We start from the raw sequence: 20326 nt of genomic DNA, 5'->3' as shown, positions 1-20326 counted from the left end.
CAACGGCCCCGAAGTCGCCCCCCCAGGAGGTTCCCATGACCATCACACGATCCAGCGGCGTTCTGCTGCACCCCACCAGCCTCCCCGGCCCCTACGGCATCGGGGAACTCGGCGCGCACGCCCGCGCCTTCGTGGACTGGCTCTCCCGAGCCGGACAGAAGTACTGGCAGGTCATGCCGCTCGGCCCCACCGGCTACGGCGACAGCCCCTACCAGGCGTTCAGCGCCTTCGCCGGGAACCCCTACCTGATCGACCTGACCGCCCTGCGCGAACACGGCCTGCTGGAAGACACCGACTTCAACGCCCTGCCGGACTTCAACGCCGACAAGGTCGACTTCGGGCAGCAGTACGTGTGGCGCAACCAGATGCTGGGCCGCGCCCACGCCCACTACGCCTTCGGCGGCGCCCAGCACCTGAAAGCCGACTTCGAGGCCTTCAAGCACGAGGAAGCCGCGTGGCTCGACGACTACGCGCTGTTCATGGCCCTTAAGGACGCGCACGGCGGCCTGCCCTGGAACGCCTGGGAGCCCGCCACCCGCGACCGCCACCCCGAGGCGCTGGCCGCCGCCCGCGAGCAACTGGCCAGCACCACCGAACGCGTGAAGTTCATCCAGTTCCTGTTCTTCCGGCAGTGGACGGTGCTGCGCCGCTACGCCGCCGAGAAGGGCATCCAGATCATCGGGGACATTCCCATCTTCGTCGCCATGGACAGCAGCGACGTCTGGGCCAACCGCGACCAGTTCTACTTCGACGACCAGGGCCAGCCGACCGTCGTGGCGGGCGTCCCGCCGGACTACTTCAGCGAGACCGGCCAGCTGTGGGGCAACCCGTTGTACAACTGGCAGGCCATGCAGGACACCGGCTTCCAGTGGTGGATCGACCGGTTCCAGGGCAGCCTGAAACTCTTCGACCTGATCCGCATCGACCACTTCCGGGGCTTCGCGGCCAGCTGGGAGATTCCCTTCCCCGCCGACACCGCCATCCACGGCCAGTGGGTGCCCGCCATGGGCCACGAGATGTTCACGGCCGTCCGCGAGGCGCTGGGCGTCCTGCCTATCATCGCCGAGGACCTGGGCGTCATCACGCCCGACGTCGAGAAACTCCGCGACGACTTCGCCTTCCCCGGCATGGCCGTCCTGCAGTTCGCGTTCGGCGGCGGCGACTTCAGCGTGAACGACTTCCTGCCGCACAACCTCCGCGAGAACCAGGTCGTGTACTCCGGCACGCACGACAACGACACCACCCGCGGCTGGTGGGCGCACGCCAGCGAACAGGAAAAACACAACTTCCGCGTGTACACCAGCAGCGACCCCGCCGAGGACACCTTCGCCGCCCAGCTGACCCGCATGGCCTTCGAGAGCCGCGCCGCGCTGGCCGTCGTGCCCCTCCAGGACCTCCTGAACCTCGGCACGGACGCCCGCATGAACCTGCCCGGCACCACCGGCGACCACAACTGGACGTGGCGGTACCGCGCCGCCGACCTGCGCCCCGACATCGCCACGACCCTGCGCGAACTGACCGAAGCCACCGGACGGTAAAGACCGCCGCCAGTTGAAGGTTGATAGAGGGTCGCCGGACCTTCCGTCAACCATCAACCGTTCACCATCCACTACCCTGTGGGGCATGAAGCTCTACACCAAGACCGGCGACGGCGGCACAACCGGCCTGTACGGCGCGGACCGCGTCAGCAAGGCGAACATCCGCGTGGAAGCGTACGGCACCGTCGACGAACTGAACAGCGCCATCGGACTAGCCCGCGCGCACAACACCCGCAGCCACAAACCCGACCCGGCCCTGGACGCCGACCTGGAATACCTCCAGAACGCCCTGTTCGACGTCGGCGCCGACCTCGCCACCCGCAGCGGCACCACCTACGAGAAGAAGATCACCCGCATGGACGAACAGGACGTGACGTTCATTGAGGCCATGATCGACCGCTACCAGGAGGCCGCGCCGCCCTTCACGGGCTTCGTGCACCCCGGCGGTACGCCCGCCGCCGCCAGCCTGCACGTGGCCCGCACCGTCGCCCGCCGCGCCGAACGCGAGGTGATCCGCCTGCTGCACGAGGAGGACGCCAACGCGCACGTGCAGGTGTACCTGAACCGGCTGTCGGACCTGCTGTTCGTCATGGCCCGCGCCGCCAACCAGGCCGCCGGAATCGAGGAACACGCGTGGCTGGTCAAGGGCCGCCGCTGAGCGACGGAACGGACGCGCCGCGCCGACGTGGAACTGGCAGGGCCGGTGTGGGGGCGGATTGTCAGCGAAACAAACGGCAGTCCGCATGACATGGGCGTTCTGCATGACATGGGCGTTCTGGGGGCCTTGCGGTCATGCTTCACAGTACGGCGTGAGGCCCGCGCGGGCAGCACGCTTTCGCAGGGTGCCCGCGATCACGCGCCCGCCTGCCGCCGCCTGCGCCGCGCTGAGACCCCCGTGCCCCAGCAGCAGCGCGTTCTGGGGTTCGCCCTGCGTGTAGGTGTCCAGGGTGGTCACGTGAACGCCCTGCGCGGCCAGTTCCGCCGCCACAACCGAAGCGGGCAGCGCGGGGTGGAGGTGCAGGCAGACGTGCAGGCCCGCCTCGATGCCGCCCAGGTGTGCCAGTCCGTCCAGACCATTCAGTGATTCGGTCAGCGCCGCGCGGACCTGCGCGTGCCACCGGCGCGAGCGGCGGATGTGCCGGTCCACATGCCCGCCGCTCAGCAGGTGCGTCAGGGCCGACTGCACCTGAACGGGCGGCCCGAAGTCCAGCAGCGTCCGCGCCCGCACCAGCCGCGACAGTAGCGGCGGTGCGGCCACGACGAACCCCGTCCGCACCGAGGGGGTCAGGACCTTGCTCAGTGTGCCCAGGTACAGCACCCGCCCCCCCGCGCCCGTCTGCGCGGCCAGCGCGGCCAGGGGCGGCAGCGGGGGCGCGCCGTAGCGGAACTCGCCGTCGTAGTCGTCCTCGACGATCAGCGCGTCATGCCGGGCCGCCCACTCCAGCAGCGCCAGCCGCCGGGGCAGGCACATGCGGCCCCCCAGCGGAAACTGGTGGCTGGGCGTCACGTACACCAGCCGCGCGGCGGGCGTGTCCGCGTTCACGATCAGGCCGTCGGCGTCCACCGGCACGGGAACGACCTCGTGCCCGGCGTCCAGCAGCACCTGCCGCGCTGCGCGGTACCCCGGATTCTCCATCAGGACCCGCGACCCCGGCGGCAGCAGCGCGCGCACGATCAGGTTCAGGGCGTGCAGCGTCCCGCCCGTCACGAGCACATCCTCCGCCTGCGCGCCCAGCCCACGCTGCCGCCCCGCGAACGCCGCCAGGGCCGCGCGCAGCCGCTGTTCGCCCGCCGGGTCGGCGTACCCGCCGCTGACCTCCTCACGCGCCGCGTCCGCCCAGGCCTGCCGCCACGCCCGCAGGTCCAGGGTGGCGGTCCCGGTCACGCCCACCCGGAAATCCAGCCCCGGACGCACGCCCGGCCCGTCCACCGGCAGCGGAGGGATGACCGGCAGCCACGCCGGAACGCCCGCCACACCGGTCGGAACCTGCGGGGCGGGCGCGGGTGTCTCGTCGCGCACGCGGGTGCCGCGCCCCACCTCGGCCTGCGCCGTGCCGTCCGCGAGCAGTTCCGCGTACGCCGCCTCCACGACGCCGCGCGTGACCCCCAGCGTCCGCGCCAGCGTGCGCGTACCGGGCAGCGGCGTGCCGCCCGGCAGCAGGCCCGAGAGGACCGCCTCGCGGATCTGCCGGGCCAGTTGCGCGTGCAGCGCGTCAGTCTGGTCGCGGCGCAGGTCCAGCGGGAAGGGCAGCTCATCCGCACGGGCCGTCAGTGGCCCCCGTATCTGAGCGGGAAGTGGAGCTTTCGAGGGGGCCACCATGCCCCCTACTCTACGCCCATGACCGAGCCCCGTGACCTCCGACCCATTCCGCCCGCGCAGGCGCATCTGGCCCTCCCGGCCCTGCGCGCCCTGCGGCCCGACTCATACGGACTCCGGTTGAAAGGTTTGCAGAAACTTTCAACCCGAGCAGAGCGAGCAGGAGCGAAACGGGTTCCGGGCGTGGAGTTGGCAACCCGGTGCCCTTCCGGGTTGTTAACGAAACAGACGGAATCCGTATCACCCCATACCGCCACGCCGGACGCCCTGCGCGCCTTCCTGACCACCACCGCGCCCGAGGGCTACGCGCTGGTCGGCACCTTCGAACCGGGCCGCGAGGAGGCCGCCGCCGTCGCCGGGTACCGCGTCATGCACCTGCTCTGGGCCGGGCGCACCCTGTACGTGGACGACCTCAGCACCCTCCCCGAATACCGTGGACGCGGCCACGCCCGCGCGCTGCTGCACTGGCTGGAGGGCCGCGCCCGCGAGCTTGACTGCGCAGAACTGCACCTCGACTCCGGAGTGGGGGAGACGCGCTTTACGGCCCACCGCCTGTACCACCGCGCCGGGATGAACGTCACCGCCCACCACTTCAGCCTCCCGCTGGCTCGGGGGACGGCATGACGCGGCGTCCGTCTGTTTCGTTCACACCCCGGGAGGGCGCCGGGTTGCTCACTCAACGCCCGGACTCCGCCTTACTCCTGCTCGCATCCGCTCGGATTGAGCTGGTTGTGCCAACCATTCAATCGGAGTTGCTATGACCCGCACCGTCGGCATCCTGATCTTCGACGGCATCGAGGTCCTCGACCTGGGCGGCCCCTTTGAGGTCCTGAGTGTCGCCACGCGACTGGCCGGGCGGGACGGCGAGGAGCCGCCCTTCCAGCCGGTCCTGATCGGCGCGTCCGGCGCCCCGGCGGTCGGGCGAGGGGGTTTCCGGGTCCTGCCGCACGCCACGCTGGACGATCACCCGCCGCTGGACGTGCTGATCGTGCCCGGCGGTGTGATGGACGCACCACTGGCTGACGGGCGTGTGTGCGCTTGGGTGCGGGCGCAATCGGCGCGGGTGGAGGTCCTCGCCTCGATCTGCACCGGCGCGTTCCTGCTCGCCTCGGAGGGGCTGCTGGACGGGCGGCGCGTCACCACCCACTGGGAGGATCAGGCGGACCTCCAGGGGCAGTTCCCGGCGCTGACGGTCGTGCCGGACGTCGCCTGGGTGGACTCGGGCGCGGTGGTCACGTCCGGCGGGATCAGCGCGGGCATCGACATGACCCTGCACCTTGTCGGGCGGCTGCACTCGCGCACGCTGGCCGAACGCACCGCCCGCCAGATGGAATTCCGCTGGACTGGACAGGGTCTGCTGGAGGGGGCGAACCAATGAGCAGTTTCTACGACCCCGCGCTGCGTGACCCCAGCGTCAGCCGCCGCCCGCAGAACCGCCGGGACGACGCCTGGATCGAAGACCTGCTGTTGCGTGTGCCGCTGGGCCGCGTGGCGACCGTGTATCACGGCGAGGATGGCCGCGTGTGGCCGTTCGTGACGCCGCTGGCCTTCGCGTACCGCCCCGAAACGCACGACCTCGTGTACCACACGAACGTCGTGGGCCGCCTGCGCGCGAACACCGAACAGGGCGAGGCAGAGGGGCACCCCGCCACCTTCGAGGTCACCGAGACCGGCGCGCTGCTGCCCAGCAACTCCCCGCTGGAACTGAGCGTGCAGTACCGCTCCGTGATCGTGTTCGGCACCGCCCGCGTCCTACATGGCGAGGACGCCCGCGCGGCCCTGACGACCCTCAGCGAACGGGTCTTTCCTGGCCTGCGCGTGGGCACGCACACCCGCCCGATCACGGACGCCGATCTGGCCCGCACCGCCGTCTACGCCCTGAGCATCGAACGCTGGAGCGGCAAGGAGAACTGGGCGGACGGCGCCGCGCAGGAGGACGGCTGGCCCGCGCTGCCCGCTCACCTCGAAGCCCCCTTCCTGCCGGGGAGTCGCGCGTGACCCGCCGTGACGCGCTGGACATGTTCCTGCTCTCGGCGTTCTGGGGCGTGTCGTTCCTGCTGATCCGCCTGAGTGGCGAGGTGTTCCCGCCCGTGTGGGTGGCGCTGCTGCGGTCGGTGTTCGGCGCGGCGGTGCTGTTGCTCGCGCTGCGGCTGGGCCGCCACAGCCTGCCGCCCGCGCGGCTGTGGAAACCGCTGCTGCTGGTGGCGCTGTTCAACAACGTGATTCCCTGGTCGTTCTTCGCGTGGGGCGAGCAGACGGTCAGCAGCAACATCGCGGCGATCATCAACGCGACCACGCCGCTGTTCGCGCTGCTGATTGGCCTGACCCTGCGCGACACCCGCCTGAGTGGCCTGACGCTGGGCGGCGTGCTGCTGGGCATGGGCGGCGTGGCCCTCACGGTGTCCGGCGGGTTGGGCGGCGGGCACGCCACGCTGCACGGCGTGATCATCCTGCTGCTCGCCAGCCTGGGGTACGCGGTCGCCACCACCATCGCCAAACGCACCCTGGGCGGCCTGAACCCCGTGGGGCTGGCGACCACGCAACTGGGCCTCAGCAGCGTCATGCTGCTGCCCGTCGCGCTGATCGGCCCGGCGCCCGCCCCCCTGACCCTGACCGCCGTGGGCGCCGTCGCGTTCCTGGGCATCGTCGGCAGCGGACTGGCGTACCTGCTGTACTACGGTCTGCTGGCCCGCGTCAGCCCCACGCAGGTCACCGCCGTCACGTACGCCCTGCCCGTCTGGGGCCTGGGCTGGGCGGCGCTGGCCGGGGAGCCCGTCGGGGCGCTGTCCGTACTGGGCGTGCTGGTGGTGCTCTCGGGGCTGGGCCTGATCAACCTGCCGCCGCGCGCGAAACCGGTGCCGGTCTGATACGGACTCTGATTGAATGGGCTGCAAAGCCCGTTCGATCCGAGCGAAGCGAGTGGGAGCAAAGCGGGTTCCGGACGTGGAGCCGGCAGGGGCGGTGAAGTTCCGGATTGTTGGCGAAACAAACGGAATCCGTATGAATCATGCCCGCCCGTTGCTCAGGCAGGGGCCGGGCGACAATTGAAAAGAAAATCCGCCTTATGCCTATCATGTGCCATGATCGTGTGAGCTGGACACCTGCGCGCCGACGCGCCCCGCAGGACCTACACTGTCGCATCAACCGCGCCCCGGCCGGGCGCGCGCACACCCCACGGAGGACAAGAGCATGACTGGAGCACCCACCCACCCGCAGAGCAAATGGCTGGAAGCCGAACTGAAGTACGACAGCCGCGTCGTCGGCAAGCACGAGGTCGTCATGACGCGCGGCCTGGGCGCGACCGTCTGGGACGAATCGGGCCGCTCGTACATCGACTGCGTGGCCGGGTACGGCGTCGCCAACGTCGGCCACAGCCACCCGGACGTGGTGCGCGCCATCAAGGAACAGGTGGACCGCCTGATCGTCATGCCGCAGAGCCTCCCCAACGACAAGCGCGCCGAGTTCCTCTCGGAACTGGTCAGCGTCACCCCCGCCGGCCTTGACCGCGTGTTCCTGTGCAACAGCGGCACCGAGGCCATGGAGGCCGCCAAGAAGTTCGCCATCACCGGCACGGGCCGTAAGCGCTTCGTGAGCATGAAACGCGGCTTCTCGGGCCGCAGCCTGGGCGCACTGGCCTTCACCTGGGAACCCAAGTACCGCGAGCCCTTCGGTGACGCCGTGGACAACCGCAACGTGGACTTCGTGACGTACGGGAACATCGAGGAACTCCGCGCCGCCGTCACCTCTGATACCGCCGCCGTGATCCTCGAAGCCGTGCAGGGCGAGGGCGGCGTGCGTCCCGCCACCCTGGAATTCATGCAGGAAGCCCGCCGCATCACGCAGGAGAAGGGCGCACTGCTGATCCTCGACGAGATCCAGACCGGGTTCTGCCGCACCGGCAAGTTCTTCGCCGCCGAGCACTACGGCGTCGTCCCCGACGGCATGACGCTCGCCAAGGCCATGGGCGGCGGCATTCCCATCGGCGCGTTCGTCATGACCCAGGAAGTCGCGGACCGCATGCCGGCCGGCGGGCACGGCGGCACCTTCGGCGGAAACCCGCTGGCGATGGCGGCGGGCGTGGCGACCATCCGCGCCATGAAACGCGAGGGCATGGCCGAACAGGCCCGCGAGAAGGGCGAGTACTTCATGGAGCGGTTGCGCGCCATCCAGAGCCCCAAGATCCGCGAGGTGCGCGGCCTGGGCCTGATGATCGGCGTGGAACTGAAAGAAAAGAGCGCGCCGTACATCCACGCGCTGGAACACGACGAGGGCGTGCTGGCCCTGCAGGCCACGCCGCTGGTCGTGCGCTTCCTGCCGCCCGTGACGATCAGCCGCGAGCAGATCGACGCGGTCGTGGCCGCCTTCGAGCGCGTGCTGAACGGCGTGAACCCCCGCGCCGAGCGGCAGGCCCAGCTGGCTGCGCAGGCCGCCGCCGGCGAGACCGCGCAGGGCGAGGCCATCCAGACCGAGTAGGCAGCCGGGCAGGCAGCGCCCTCCTGAAGACACCACCCCTGGCAGGTCTGGCGGGTGGTGTCTTCACGTCTGGTGCCGGACGGCCCGGCGGGGGTGTACACTTCCTCACAACAGCATTCACCATCAGCGTCAGAAACTTAATGAACGTGGGTGTGGGCGGGGGAAGGTGACTTTCCTCAACCACAGCGGCGTGAATTTCCTTACACTGTACGGCGATGAAGTACTGGGTGGCAGGGATAACGGCAGTCGCACTCCTCGGAGGGGCGCTGGCCATGGGCGTGGCAACGCAGGCAGACGGCAAGATCGCGCCGGGCCTGCGGATCGCGGGCGTGGACGTGGGCGGCATGAACCGCGAGCAGGCTCTCGCCGCGCTGGGCAACCGGGTGGCCGACGCGCCGCAGGTGACGGTCAGCGCCGGTAAGAACACCTGGACGGTCAGCGCCGCGAAGCTCGGCTGGCACGCCGACGCCGAAACCAGCGTGCAGGCCGCGCAGAAGATCACCGCCGAGCGGGGCGTGCTGGAACGCCTGCAGGGCATGATCGGAGCGGCGCAGGTGCAGGACATCCCCCTGACGGCCGCCGTGGACGCCGCGCAGGCCAGGGCCACCCTGACCAGATTGACCGCCGGACTGAACACCGCGCCCCGGAACGCCAGCGTGTACTTCGACAAGGCCAGCAAGCGGTACGCCGTGAAACCCGGCGTGACCGGCGTGAAGGTCGACGTGACCGGCGCCGTGAACACCTACGTCGCCAGTCCCGCCCTGACCACCCTGACGGTCACGGTGGCTGAACAGCCACCCCAGTACACCACCGAGGCGCTGAACGCCTACGTGAAACAGGGCAACGCGCTGGCCCGCCCGTTCACGGTGACGCTCGGCACGACCGGCCGCACCGGCACCCTGACCGCCCTGCAGGTCGCGGACCTGTACTGGGTGCGTGAAACCGGGATCGTGCCCGACGAGACGACCCTGAAAGCTGCGTTCGGCCGCCTGACCGGTTTCGTCGATCAGCCCGCCAAGAACGCCCGTTACGCCCTGAAAGGCACGCAGCTCGTGAAGGTCAAGGAGAGCGCTGGGGTGGTCACGGACCGCGCCGCCGCGTACGCCATCTTCCGCAAGAGCGTGCTGGACGCCACGCAGAAGTCGGCGGTGTTCCCCAGCCGCGTGGATAAACCCACCCTGACCCTGGCGAGCCTCCCGGACGCCGGGAAACTGGAGTTGATCGCCACGGGCCGCAGCACCTACTACCACTCCAGCGCCGCGCGCCGCACGAACGTCGCCAACGCCGCCGCGAAGATCAACGGCGCGGTCGTGCCTGCCGGAGAGGTCTTCTCGTTCCTGAAGTCCCTGGGCGGCATCGACGCCTCGAACGGATTTGTGGGCGGCCTGATCATCAGCGGGGGCCGCACCGTGGACGGCCTGGGCGGCGGCGTGTGCCAGGTCAGCACCACCGCCTTCCGCGCGCTGTACCAGGCGGGCCTGCCGGTCGTGGAACGCAATCAGCACTCGTACCGCGTCGGGTACTACGAACCGCAGGTGGGGTTCGAGGCGGCCGTGTACGATCCTGGCCTGGACCTGAAGATGAAGAACGATACGGGCGCGCCCATCCTGATCAAGACCATCAACAACAACGAGACCAGCACGCTGGACGTGCAGGTATGGGGCGTGAAACCCAAACGGACCGTGACCATCAACCCGGCCGTCATCACGGCCCGCGTGCCGCACCCGGCGCCCAAGTACGTGGTGAACCCCAACCTGCGCCCCGGTCAGGTGAACCAGGTGGACTGGGCCGCCGACGGGTACAGCCTGTACATCAGCCGCACCATCAAGGACGCCAGTGGCGTGCGCACCGACCGGGTCAGCACCGTGTACAAACCCTGGCAGGCGGTGTACGAGACCGGACCCAGGGGTTGATGGATGAAGGTTGATGGTTGATGGAATCGAACTCCATCAACCATCAACTTTTGACCTTCAACCCCACGCACGAACGTCCGTTTGTTCCCGGCGCCGGAACGCCCGGCAGTCTAGACGCTGCTTGCACCGGGTTCAGGCAGCGGCCTATGGTGTAGGCATGAGTGCGCAGATCGTGGTGGTACTTCTTAGCATCGGGGGTTTCCGAGGCTAGGCGTCCGCGCCACTTCGCACACCCCCGCCCACCAGCGGGGGTTTTTCATTCTCAGCAGGGCACGGCAGTTCAGCAGGTTCAGCAGGCAGGTCCAGCAGGCAGTAAGGAGGAGTCATGAGTTCAGACAGCGCGCACGACCAGACGAAGCAGGAGCCCGGCCAACCCGGGCGGGGCGACATGAACGGCGCCAAGGCCCTGTGGGCCACGCTGGCCAGCCACGGCATCAGCACCGTGTTCGGCTACCCCGGCGGGGCGATCATGCCCGTGTACGACGCCCTGACCTACTACCCGGAAGTCCGGCACGTCCTGGCCCGCCACGAGCAGGGCGCCGCGCACGCCGCAGAAGGGTGGGCCAAGGCGACGGGCGAGATCGGCGTGTGCATGGCCACCAGCGGTCCCGGCGCCACGAACCTCGTGACCGGACTGGCCGACGCCATGCTCGACAGCGTGCCGCTGCTGGCCATCACCGGAAACGTCGCCTCGCACCTGATGGGCACCGACGCCTTCCAGGAGGCCGACATCACCGGCATCACGCTGCCCATCACCAAGCACAACTACGTGGTCCGCGACGTGCAGGACCTGCCGCGCATCGTGGCCGAGGCGATCCGCATCGCCCGTTCGGGCCGCCCGGGGCCCGTGCTGGTGGACATTCCCAAGGACATCCAGCTGGCCCCGTACCACGGCGAGATTCCCGCGCCGCACGCCCGCCCGGAAATCCCGGCCCCCAGCCAGGACGCCGTCGACCGCGCCCTGGAACTGATCCGCGCGGCGCAGCGGCCCGTGATCATGGTGGGCGGCGGCAGCCTGGACGCCGCCGCCGAGGTCACCGCCCTGGCCCGCGCGTGGGACATCCCGGTGATCACGACCCTGATGGGCCTGGGCGCCTTCCCCAGCAGCGATCCCCTGTGGCTGGGCATGCCCGGCATGCACGGCAGCGTCGCCGCGAACCGCGCGATCAGCGAGGCGGACGTGCTGATCGGCATCGGCCTGCGTTTCGATGACCGCGTGACGGGCCGCGTGAACGGCTTTGCGCCGAAAGCCAGCATCATTCACGTGGAACTCGACGCGGCCGAGATCGGCAAGATCATCCGCACGCACGTCCCGGTGCGCGGCGACGCGAAGGTGGCCGCGCAGATGCTGATGCAGGGCGCCCAGCCCCTGGACCGCCCCGAGTGGAAAGCGCAGCTTGAGGAGTGGAAGTCCCGCACCCAGATGCCCGAACACTGGGGCGCCGGGTACGCCGTGAAAGCCGTCGTGGACCGCCTGGGTCCGGACGACATCCTGAGTTCCGACGTGGGTCAGCACCAGATGCTCGCCGCGCAACTCGCCCGCTTCGAGAAACCGCGCCGCTGGATCAACTCCGGCGGGCTGGGCACCATGGGCTTCGGGTTCCCCGCCGCGATCGGCGCCGGCATGGCCGAACCCGGCGTGCGCAGCGTCGTCATCGCCGGGGACGGCGGGTTCCAGATGACCGCGCAGGAACTCGCGACCCTCAAGATGTACGACGTGCGGAACGTCAAGATCTGCATCATCAACAACTCGTTCCTGGGCATGGTCCGCCAGTGGCAGGAGATGTTCCACGGCAAACGCTACTCCGAGGTCTGGCTGGGCGACAGCAACCCGGACTTCATCAAACTCGCCGACGCGTACGGCGTGCCCGGCTACCGCGCCAGCAGCGCCGAGGAACTCCCGGCCGCCATCGACGCGTGGCTGGCCGACCCGAACAGCGCCCTGCTGGAAGTCGTCGTGCCGCACGAGCACGCCGTGTTCCCCATGGTCCCGGCCGGCGCGGCGCTGTACGAGATGCTGGAAACCGAACCCGCCCGCACCCCCGGCCCCGACATGGCCGAGGTGGCCGAGGAGGCCCGCAACGCATGACACAGGCAACCACCCCCCCCCAGCGCGAACCCAACCCCGAGCAACTGCTGTCCATCCTGGTCCGCGACGAACCCCGCGTCCTGACCCGCATCACGGCCCTGTTCGGCCGGCGCGGCTACAACATCAAGAGCCTGTCGGTCGGCAGCACCGAGCACCCCGGCGTGTCCCGCATGACCATCGTCGTCAGCGGTGACCGGGGCGTGGTCGAGCAGGCCATCCGGCAACTGGAGAAACTGCACGACGTGGTCCGCATCATCGACCACAGCCTCGAGAAGTACGTGGACCGCGAACTGGTGCTCGTGAAGGTCGCCATCACGCCCGAGAACCGCGTCGAGGTCCGCCAGATCGCCGAGGACTTCCGTAGCCGCATCGTGGACGTCGGCCGCCACGCCCTGACCTTCGAGGTCACGGGCGACGAGGGCAAACTGACCGCCTTCATTGAGCAGATGCGCCCCTTCGGCATCCTGGAAACCATGCGCACCGGCCGCATCGCCCTGACGCGCGGCAGCAACGCCGACATTCCCGGCCACGTGTACCACGGCGAGACGCAGGCCCTCAAGCCCGCCGTGCAGATCGAACAGCCCCGCGAGGAACGCGCCCGCGAAGTCCCCAATCTGTTCTAGGTCGATGGTTGAAGATTGATGGTCGAAAGAAAACCCATCAACCTTCAACTATCAACCATCAACTTTCGACCATCCACCCCCTGAACCCGCCTAGCCCACACTCTGCCCCCACTCACTTTCTGTAGGAGAATCCCCATCATGGCTGCAAAAATGTACTACGACCGCGACGTGAGCACCGCCCCCATCGAGAACAAGCTGATCGCCATCATCGGTTACGGCAGCCAGGCGCACGCGCACGCGCAGAACCTCCGCGACAGCGGCTTCAACGTCGTGGTGGGCCTGCGTGAAGGCAGCGCCAGCCGCGCCAAGGCCGAGCAGGCCGGACTGCGCGTCGCCAGCATCGAGGACGCCACGAAGGAAGCGGACGTGGTCATGCTCCTGATCCCCGACGAGCAGCAGCCCGCCGTGTACGAGCAGAGCATCGCCCCGAACCTCGCCGACGGCAAGGCCCTGGCGTTCGGTCACGGCTTCAACGTGCACTTCGGCCGCATCACGCCGTCCGCTGGCGTGGACGTGTTCCTCGTGGCGCCCAAGGGCCCCGGCCACATGCTGCGCCGCGTCTACGCCGACGGGGCGGGCATGCCCGGCATCTTCGCCGTGCAGCAGGACGCCACCGGCAAGGCCCGCGACATCGCCCTGGCGTACGCCAGTGGCATCGGCTGCACCCGCGCCGGCGTGCTGGAAACCACCTTCAAGGAAGAAACCGAGACCGACCTGTTCGGCGAGCAGGCCGTGCTGTGCGGCGGCGTGACCCACCTGATTCAGGCGGGCTTCGAGACGCTGGTCGAGGCCGGCTACCAGCCCGAGATCGCGTACTTCGAGACGCTGCACGAGGTGAAACTGATCGTGGACCTGATCTACGAGAAGGGCTTCGAGGGCATGCGCCACTCCATCAGCAACACCGCCGAGTTCGGTGACTACGTGACCGGGCCGCGCGTCGTGACCGCCGAGACGAAAGCCGAGATGGGCCGCGTCCTGAGCGACATCCAGACCGGCAAGTTCGCCGAGCGTTTCATCGCGGACGCCGAGGCTGGCTTCCCGTTCATGGAGGAGCAGCGCGGCAAGATGCGCGGCCACACCCTGGAAGTCGTCGGGAAGGAACTGCGCGACCAGATGCCCTTCATCACCAAGAAAGCACTCGAAGTTTAAGCACCCGGAGTTCAGGGGCCGGGCATTCCGTGAAGGGAGGCCCGGCCCCTTCTGCTGTACCTCAGCGCCCCCAGTGGGGGGACGGCAGATGTGCGGAAATCGACATGCCGGACCCGGTACTGTGAGAAGCATTATGCGCGCACCGCTCCATCTGCTGACTTCGCTGGGCCCGCTGCTCGCGGCGCTGGTCCTGCTGGCCCTGCTGGGGAGCGCGTCGGCGCAGCAGGCCTTCGGGACCCGCTACGCGAACACCGCCACGAACGGCGACATCGTCCTGATCGGGAACATGAACTTTCACTGCCTGACGGTCGCTCCCGCCACCGCCGCGCAGATCACGGCCTGCAACACCGCCCGGTCTGGTGGGACCGCCACCAACAACAACGTGTACATGCAGGCCGTGGATACCGACACGGACCCCCTGACCACCAATTCCAGTTCCGCCACCCTGACCCTGGGCAGCGGCAGCAGCGTCCTGTTCGCCGGACTGTACTGGTCGGGCATCAGTACCAGCGCCGCCAACCGCGCCGCCGTGCGTCTGGCCACGCCCGCCAGCGCCAGCGTCGCCCTGACCGCCACGCGCACCAGCGTCATCGGCAGCAACTACCAGTCGTTCGTGGACGTCACCACGCTCGTGCAGGCTGGCGGCAGCGGCACGTACACCGCCGGGAACGTCGCCAGCACGGCCGGCGGCGGCAGCTGGGCCGGCTGGACGCTGGTCGTCGCTTACCGCAACCCGGCCCAGCCGACCCGCAACCTCGCCGTGTTCGACGGATTCCTGCAGGCCAGTGACCCCGCCGTGCCAGTCGACATTTCCGTGAGCGGATTCATTACCCCCAGCGTCGGCACGGTCAGAAGTACCATCGGTGTCGTCGCGTACGACGGTGACCGCGGCTCTCAGGAAGGGGTGTCCGCGACCCCGCAGGGCAGCCTGCGGTTCGGGCCGAACACCGCGGCCCTGAACACCGTGTCGAACACGGTCAACCCGGTCAACGACGTGTTCAACTCCACCATCTCTACCACCACGGGCGCGGCAGGTGGCGGCACGGACGTCACGGGCGGCCGCACGCCGGCCTTCACGAACACCCTGGGCCTCGACATCGATACCTTCACGCCCAACACGCCCCTCCCGAACGGCAGCACCTCCGCCGTGGTCCGCGTGATCGGCACGAGCAACGACGTGATCTTCCCCGGCGTGATCACCCTCGCCACCGAGATCTTCGTTCCGAACATCAAGGACGCCCTGACCAAGACCGTCACCGACCTGAACGGCGGCGTGCTGCTGCCCGGCGACACCCTGGAGTACGAACTGGTCATCCGCAACCAGGGGAACGACGGCGCCCTGAACGTCATCCTGACCGACCCCATCCCGGCGCGCACCACCTACCTGCCGGGCTCCATGACCGTGACCGGCGCGAACGCCGGAGCGAAAACGGACCTGGTGGGCGACGACCAGGCCGAATTCGACGCAGCCGGGAACCGCGTGGTGTTCCGCCTGGGCAGCGGCGCGAATGCCGCCACGGGCGGCGCGGTCCTCCCGAACGAGGAAACCCGCGTGCGTTTCCGGGTCACCGTGAACGCCGGAACGCCCGGCGGCACCACCATCGACAACACCGGCACCGTCAACTACCGCCAGCAGACCCTCGGCACCAGCGTGTCGGACACCAGCGACAGCGACCCCGTCACCGCCGGAGATCAACCGGCCCGCGTCACCGTCGCCAGCCCCGACCTCAGCGTCACGAAAACCCACACCGGCACCTTCAGCACGGGCGTGCCCGGCACGTTCACGCTGCGCGTCTCGAACGCCGGACCCGCCCCCACCACGGGCACCATCACCCTGACCGACACCCTGCCCGCCGGGATGACCGCCCAGAGCATCGCCGGCAGCGGCTGGACCTGCACCGTGTCGCCGCTGCGCTGCACCCGCACCGACCCCCTGAACCCCGGCGGCAGCTACCCGGACGTGACCCTGACCGTCCTGGTCAGCCCGGACGGCACGTACACCAACACCGCCAGCGTGAGCGGAGGCGGCGAGGCCCCCGCGCAGACCGGCAACAACGCCGCCAGCGACACCGTCACCGTGACCGCCCAGCCGCCCGTCGTGGTCCTCACCAAGAGCGTGCGGAACGTCACGCGCAGCGGCGCGGCCAGCACCTCGTCCGGCGCGCTGCCCGGCGAGATCCTCGAGTACTGCATTGCGTACCGGGTCAGTGGCGGGGACGCCGCGAACTTCGTGCTGCGCGACACCTCCCCCCCGCAGACCCTCCCGCAGCCCGGCGCGTACGGCGCGGGCCTGGGCCTGCTCGTCACGCGCCCCGCCGGGACCGTGAGCCTCACCTCGGCCGCCGACGCCGACCCCGGCAGCATCAGCGGGCAGGACATCAGCGTGCGGCTGGGCACCGTTACCAGCGGCGAAACCGGCAGCGTCTGCTTCCGCGCCAGCGTCCGCTGAGCATGAACTGCGCGGCGTGATACGGACTGCCGTTTATTTCGTTGACAGATCGGAACACCACCGATCTGCCAACTCCACGTCCGGAATCCGTTTCTCTCCTACTCGCATCCGCTCGGACCCAACGGGCTTTGCAGCCCATTCAATCGGAGTCCGTATGACACCGGTGAGCCGCTCAGTCGCTACGCTGGGCAGGTGACCGGATTCACCTTTCAGAAGGCAGCGGCCCTCTCCTACGCCGGAGAGCGCGAGTGGCGTAAGGGCCAGCCGTACGTGTCGTCTCTCACGGGCCTGAGTGCCCAGCCGGACGGCACGGTGACCATGTTGCGCGGCTCCGCGTACGGGCAGGAGCGGTACAGCGTCAGCGCCACCCTCGAACGGGGTCAGGTGCAGGGCGCCGCGTGTTCCTGCCCGGTCGGGGAAGACGGCCGCTGCAAGCACGTGGCGGCGCTGCTGGCCCGCGCGGTTACCTCCCCGGCCGACTTCCGGGAACTTCCGCCGCTGGACGCCGCGCTGGACGCACTGGACGCACCGGCCCTGCGCGCCGTCATCCGCCACATGCTGTCACGCGAACCGGACCTGCTGAGCGTGCTCCTGACCCAGTCGAGTACCCAGTCCAGTGCCCAGCCGAACACCGGGCAGGTTCAACCGGACAGCGCGGACCCCGCCAGCGACCTGCCCGGACGAATCCGGGTGGCTTTCGACCTCATGGACCTCCCGGACGAGGATCACTGGCACTGGAAGAACGACTGGGACGGCCCGGACTTCAGCGAACTGACGCCGCTGCTGAAAGAACTCCAGAAACTGGTCGCGGCGGCCCTCGCCGGAGATCACGCCGCGCAACGCAGCGCCCTGGCGGCCATTCAGGCGACACTGGACGGCTGTCACGACCTGAACACCCAGCAGCCCGACCTGGACGACCTGTCCACCCTGATCGAACCTGCCCGCGAGGCCCTGCTGTCCCTGCTGGCCCGGCCCCTGCCTGCCGCGCTGCAGGGCGCGGCCCTGGACACCCTGCACGCATCCGTGGCGAACCTCGGCTGGCCGGACCATGAAATCGACGGGCAACTGGATCTGTTCACCGAGCTGCCCGCAGAGGACCGCGCGCAGACCGTGGCGTTCGTGCGCGGCCTGCACGACAGCGAGGCCGGAACGTATGACCGCCAGCGACGGGCGCGGACGCTGTACGCCCTGGCCTCGACCGGCGACCTGAGTGTTCACGAGAACCTCGCGCTGGCCCGCGCCACGGGCGATTCCTTCATGATCACGGCGGCCCTGCTGGACAGCGGCCAGCCCGAAGAGGCGACCGCGCTGCTCGCGGAACACCCGGAACTCAGCCTCAGTGTGGTGGCCGGACTGTTTCAGGACAGCGGAGCGCTCGCCCACCTGGAAGCGTTCGCGCGGACCCGTCCGGACCCCTGGGCGCGCCGCTGGCTGTTCACGCACCTGTACGAACAGTACCGACGCGCCGAGGCGCACGCCGTTGCCCGCGACGCCCTGATGCAACTCCCACCCGCCCACGCTGACACCCCGTTCTGGATCACGCAACTGAAGACCGTCAGCTCCGACTGGCCCGCCGACCGCGAAACCCTGATCACGCACTGGACCGCGCGGCCGGACGGTCCGCACCTGCCGCCCCTGGTCCGCCTGCTGCTGCGCGAACACCAGCCGGAACGCGCCGCGCAACTCCTGCATGGCGTGCCAGACCCCGTCGGCGTCCTCGGCCTGGACCTCACCCGGGAACTCGCGCTGCAACTCCCGGCAGAGCAGGCGCTGGCACTGATCATTCAGGTCGCGGCCGCCCACGTCGCAGGACGCAGCCGCACGCACTACCAGTCGGCCGCCCGGACCCTGCGGGACGCAGCGCCCATCATCGGCCGGGCCGAGGCTCAGTCCGCCGCGCGACTGCTGACCCAGGAATACCCGACCCTGCGCGCCCTGAAAGAAGAACTTCAGGCCTCAGGGCTGCTGTAAGCCGCACCCGGACGGCCTGCATTCCAGACAACTCTTGCACGCGGCCCTGATCTGCGCTTACACTCCGGGTCATGAACGCGTTCGGCCTGCTTCTTCTTACCCGTCCTCCGGTGGAGTGAACGGCAGCGAAGCGCATGCCTGGAACGCCCCCGGAGGAACGCCTCCGGGGTTTTTTCATGCCCGGCCGGAACGCCTCACCCGCCCCCTCAATCCACCTGCACAGGAGCCACGCCATGACCCAGATCACCGACCCGAACCGCATCCGTATCTTCGACACCACCCTGCGTGACGGCGAGCAGAGCCCCGGCGTGGCCCTGAACCACTCGCAGAAACTGGAGATCGCGCACCAGCTGGCCCGCCTGGGCGTGGACGTCATCGAGGCCGGGTTCCCCATCGCCAGCCCCGGCGACCTGGAAGGCGTGAGCCGCATCGCGCGCGAGGTGCGCGGCCCCGTTATCACCGGACTGGCCCGCGCCGCCCGCCCCGACATCGAGGCCGCCGCGAAGGCCGTCGAGGCCGCCGAGAAGCCCCGCATTCACACGTTCATCGCGACCAGTCCCATTCACATGCAGAAGAAACTGCAACTGGAACCCGACGCGGTCGTGGAGCGTGCCGTGCAGGCCGTGACCTACGCCCGGACCTTCGTGGACGACGTGGAATTCAGCGCCGAGGACGCCACCCGCAGCGACATTCCCTTCCTGATCCGCATCTTCAGGGCGGCCGTGGAGGCCGGGGCGACCACCCTGAACATCCCCGACACGGTCGGGTACACCACGCCCGAGGAGATCCGCGCGATGTTCAGCGAGATCCGCGCCGCCATTCCCGCGCACATCATCCTGAGCGCCCACTGCCACGACGACCTGGGCATGGCCGTCGCGAACTCCATCGCCGCGGCCGAGGGCGGCGCCCGGCAGATCGAGTGCACCATCAACGGCATCGGTGAACGCGCCGGGAACGCCAGCCTGGAAGAACTGGTCATGGCCTTCCACACCCGCCGCGACCATTACGGCCTGGAAACCGGCATCCGCACCCGCGAACTGTACCGCGCCAGCCGACTGGTCAGCCGCCTGAGCGGCATGCCCGTGCAGCCCAACAAGGCCATCGTCGGGGACAACGCGTTCGCGCACGAGAGCGGCATCCACCAGGACGGCGTGATCAAGGCCCGCGAGACGTACGAGATCATGAACGCCGAACTGGTCGGACGCGAGGCCGCCGTGCTGGTCATGGGCAAGCACTCGGGCCGCGCCGCGTTCCGCAAGGCCCTGAACGACCTGGGCTACGCGGACCTGCCGGACGACAAGGTCCAGCACCTGTTCACCCGCTTCAAGGACCTGGCCGACCGCAAGGGACAGATCTTCGCCGACGACCTGCGCGCCCTGGTCGATGCCCGCACCGACGTGCCGCAGACGTTCACGCTGGAAGCCTTCCAGATCACCAGCGGCATGAACATGACGCCCGTCGCCTTCGTCCGCCTGACCACCCCCGACGGGTCCGTGGAGGCCACCGCGCACGGCGACGGCCCGGTCGAGGCGGCCGTGCAGGCCATCAACCGCATCACGGGCATCGCGCCCACCATGGAAAGCTACCGGATCCAGGCGGTCACGGGCGGCGGTGACGCGCTGGGCGAGGTCAGCATCAGCGCCCGCCACGGCGAGACCCTGCTGCACGGCAGCGGCGTCGCCACCGACGTGGTCGAATCCAGCGCCCGCGCCTGGATCCGCATTCAGAACATGATCGTCGCCGGCATGGGCGCCGAACGCCGACAGGGCGAATTCGCGCCCGGCCGCATCTGATACGGACTCCG

The 20326-nt window shown here is 69.3% G+C and carries 15 protein-coding genes; 14 read left to right on the top strand and 1 reads right to left on the bottom strand.

From position 1 onward, the window contains the following. Positions 1-35 precede the first annotated feature (35 nt). A complete protein-coding gene (gene malQ, locus IEY70_RS13735) occupies positions 36-1538 on the top strand; it encodes a 4-alpha-glucanotransferase (protein ID WP_189065599.1) in 1503 nt (500 codons plus the stop codon). An 85-nt stretch (positions 1539-1623) separates the two neighbouring features. Next, positions 1624-2196, top strand: a complete 573-nt coding sequence (locus IEY70_RS13730; RefSeq protein WP_189065598.1) for a cob(I)yrinic acid a,c-diamide adenosyltransferase — start codon at positions 1624-1626, stop codon at positions 2194-2196. A gap of 132 nt (positions 2197-2328) precedes the next feature. On the opposite strand, the gene pdxR is transcribed toward IEY70_RS13730, so the two are convergent. Continuing rightward, positions 2329-3858, bottom strand: a complete 1530-nt coding sequence (pdxR, locus tag IEY70_RS13725; protein WP_189065597.1) for a MocR-like pyridoxine biosynthesis transcription factor PdxR — start codon at positions 3856-3858, stop codon at positions 2329-2331. Positions 3859-4068: 210 nt separating this feature from the next. On the opposite strand from pdxR, the gene IEY70_RS13720 reads away from it, so the two are divergent. The 12 genes from IEY70_RS13720 (at position 4069) to IEY70_RS13665 (ending at position 20315) form a co-directional block, all read left to right on the top strand. After that, a complete protein-coding gene (locus IEY70_RS13720; protein ID WP_229777921.1) occupies positions 4069-4479 on the top strand; it encodes a GNAT family N-acetyltransferase in 411 nt (136 codons plus the stop codon). A gap of 133 nt (positions 4480-4612) precedes the next feature. Continuing rightward, a complete protein-coding gene (locus tag IEY70_RS13715; protein ID WP_189065595.1) occupies positions 4613-5233 on the top strand; it encodes a DJ-1/PfpI family protein in 621 nt (206 codons plus the stop codon). Further along, positions 5230-5853: a pyridoxamine 5'-phosphate oxidase family protein gene (locus IEY70_RS13710; RefSeq protein ID WP_189065594.1), complete on the top strand. Its 624-nt coding sequence runs from the start codon at positions 5230-5232 to the stop codon at positions 5851-5853. The genes IEY70_RS13715 and IEY70_RS13710 overlap by 4 nt, the downstream gene beginning before the upstream one ends. Next, positions 5850-6722: a DMT family transporter gene (locus IEY70_RS13705; protein ID WP_189065593.1), complete on the top strand. Its 873-nt coding sequence runs from the start codon at positions 5850-5852 to the stop codon at positions 6720-6722. Before IEY70_RS13710 ends, IEY70_RS13705 begins: the two co-directional genes overlap by 4 nt. A gap of 322 nt (positions 6723-7044) precedes the next feature. Beyond that, positions 7045-8328, top strand: a complete 1284-nt coding sequence (locus IEY70_RS13700; protein WP_189065592.1) for an acetylornithine/succinylornithine family transaminase — start codon at positions 7045-7047, stop codon at positions 8326-8328. Between the two features lie 272 nt (positions 8329-8600). Beyond that, positions 8601-10241 (top strand): VanW family protein, encoded by a 1641-nt coding sequence (locus IEY70_RS13695; RefSeq protein ID WP_229777919.1) that lies wholly within the window; start codon positions 8601-8603, stop codon positions 10239-10241. Positions 10242-10629: 388 nt separating this feature from the next. Next, a complete protein-coding gene (ilvB, locus tag IEY70_RS13690) occupies positions 10630-12330 on the top strand; it encodes a biosynthetic-type acetolactate synthase large subunit (protein ID WP_229777926.1) in 1701 nt (566 codons plus the stop codon). Then, positions 12327-12953 carry an acetolactate synthase small subunit gene (gene ilvN, locus IEY70_RS13685; protein WP_189065589.1) on the top strand — a complete coding sequence of 209 codons (627 nt, stop codon included), beginning with the start codon at positions 12327-12329 and terminating at the stop codon, positions 12951-12953. Before ilvB ends, ilvN begins: the two co-directional genes overlap by 4 nt. Before the next feature lie 138 nt (positions 12954-13091). Beyond that, complete coding sequence (gene ilvC / locus IEY70_RS13680) at positions 13092-14102, top strand: ketol-acid reductoisomerase (RefSeq protein ID WP_189065588.1); 1011 nt, start codon at positions 13092-13094, stop codon at positions 14100-14102. 133 nt (positions 14103-14235) lie between these two features. Then, entirely contained in the window at positions 14236-16551 is a 2316-nt protein-coding gene (locus IEY70_RS13675) for a DUF11 domain-containing protein (RefSeq protein ID WP_189065587.1), read from the top strand. Positions 16552-16743: 192 nt separating this feature from the next. Further along, the gene (locus IEY70_RS13670; protein ID WP_189065586.1) at positions 16744-18522 is read left to right on the top strand and encodes an SWIM zinc finger family protein; all 1779 of its coding nucleotides are present in this window, start codon (positions 16744-16746) and stop codon (positions 18520-18522) included. Between the two features lie 233 nt (positions 18523-18755). Beyond that, positions 18756-20315 (top strand): 2-isopropylmalate synthase, encoded by a 1560-nt coding sequence (locus IEY70_RS13665; protein WP_189065585.1) that lies wholly within the window; start codon positions 18756-18758, stop codon positions 20313-20315. Positions 20316-20326 lie beyond the last annotated feature (11 nt).

It is taken from the genome of Deinococcus seoulensis (genome assembly GCF_014648115.1).
Classification (GTDB): Bacteria; Deinococcota; Deinococci; order Deinococcales; family Deinococcaceae; genus Deinococcus; species Deinococcus seoulensis.
This window is presented reverse-complemented; position numbering and strand designations above follow the sequence as displayed.

What these genes read in the sequence shown, in the direction of transcription:
- pdxR (WP_189065597.1), bottom strand. Translation starts at nt 3,858, where the DNA reads ATGGTGGCCCCCTCGAAAGCTCCACTTCCCGCTCAGATACGGGGGCCA.
- IEY70_RS13715 (WP_189065595.1), top strand. Translation starts at nt 4,613, where the DNA reads ATGACCCGCACCGTCGGCATCCTGATCTTCGACGGCATCGAGGTCCTC.
- IEY70_RS13730 (WP_189065598.1), top strand. Translation starts at nt 1,624, where the DNA reads ATGAAGCTCTACACCAAGACCGGCGACGGCGGCACAACCGGCCTGTAC.
- IEY70_RS13665 (WP_189065585.1), top strand. Translation starts at nt 18,756, where the DNA reads ATGACCCAGATCACCGACCCGAACCGCATCCGTATCTTCGACACCACC.
- malQ (WP_189065599.1), top strand. Translation starts at nt 36, where the DNA reads ATGACCATCACACGATCCAGCGGCGTTCTGCTGCACCCCACCAGCCTC.
- IEY70_RS13700 (WP_189065592.1), top strand. Translation starts at nt 7,045, where the DNA reads ATGACTGGAGCACCCACCCACCCGCAGAGCAAATGGCTGGAAGCCGAA.
- ilvB (WP_229777926.1), top strand. Translation starts at nt 10,630, where the DNA reads ATGAACGGCGCCAAGGCCCTGTGGGCCACGCTGGCCAGCCACGGCATC.
- IEY70_RS13695 (WP_229777919.1), top strand. Translation starts at nt 8,601, where the DNA reads ATGGGCGTGGCAACGCAGGCAGACGGCAAGATCGCGCCGGGCCTGCGG.
- ilvC (WP_189065588.1), top strand. Translation starts at nt 13,092, where the DNA reads ATGGCTGCAAAAATGTACTACGACCGCGACGTGAGCACCGCCCCCATC.
- ilvN (WP_189065589.1), top strand. Translation starts at nt 12,327, where the DNA reads ATGACACAGGCAACCACCCCCCCCCAGCGCGAACCCAACCCCGAGCAA.
- IEY70_RS13675 (WP_189065587.1), top strand. Translation starts at nt 14,236, where the DNA reads ATGCGCGCACCGCTCCATCTGCTGACTTCGCTGGGCCCGCTGCTCGCG.
- IEY70_RS13710 (WP_189065594.1), top strand. Translation starts at nt 5,230, where the DNA reads ATGAGCAGTTTCTACGACCCCGCGCTGCGTGACCCCAGCGTCAGCCGC.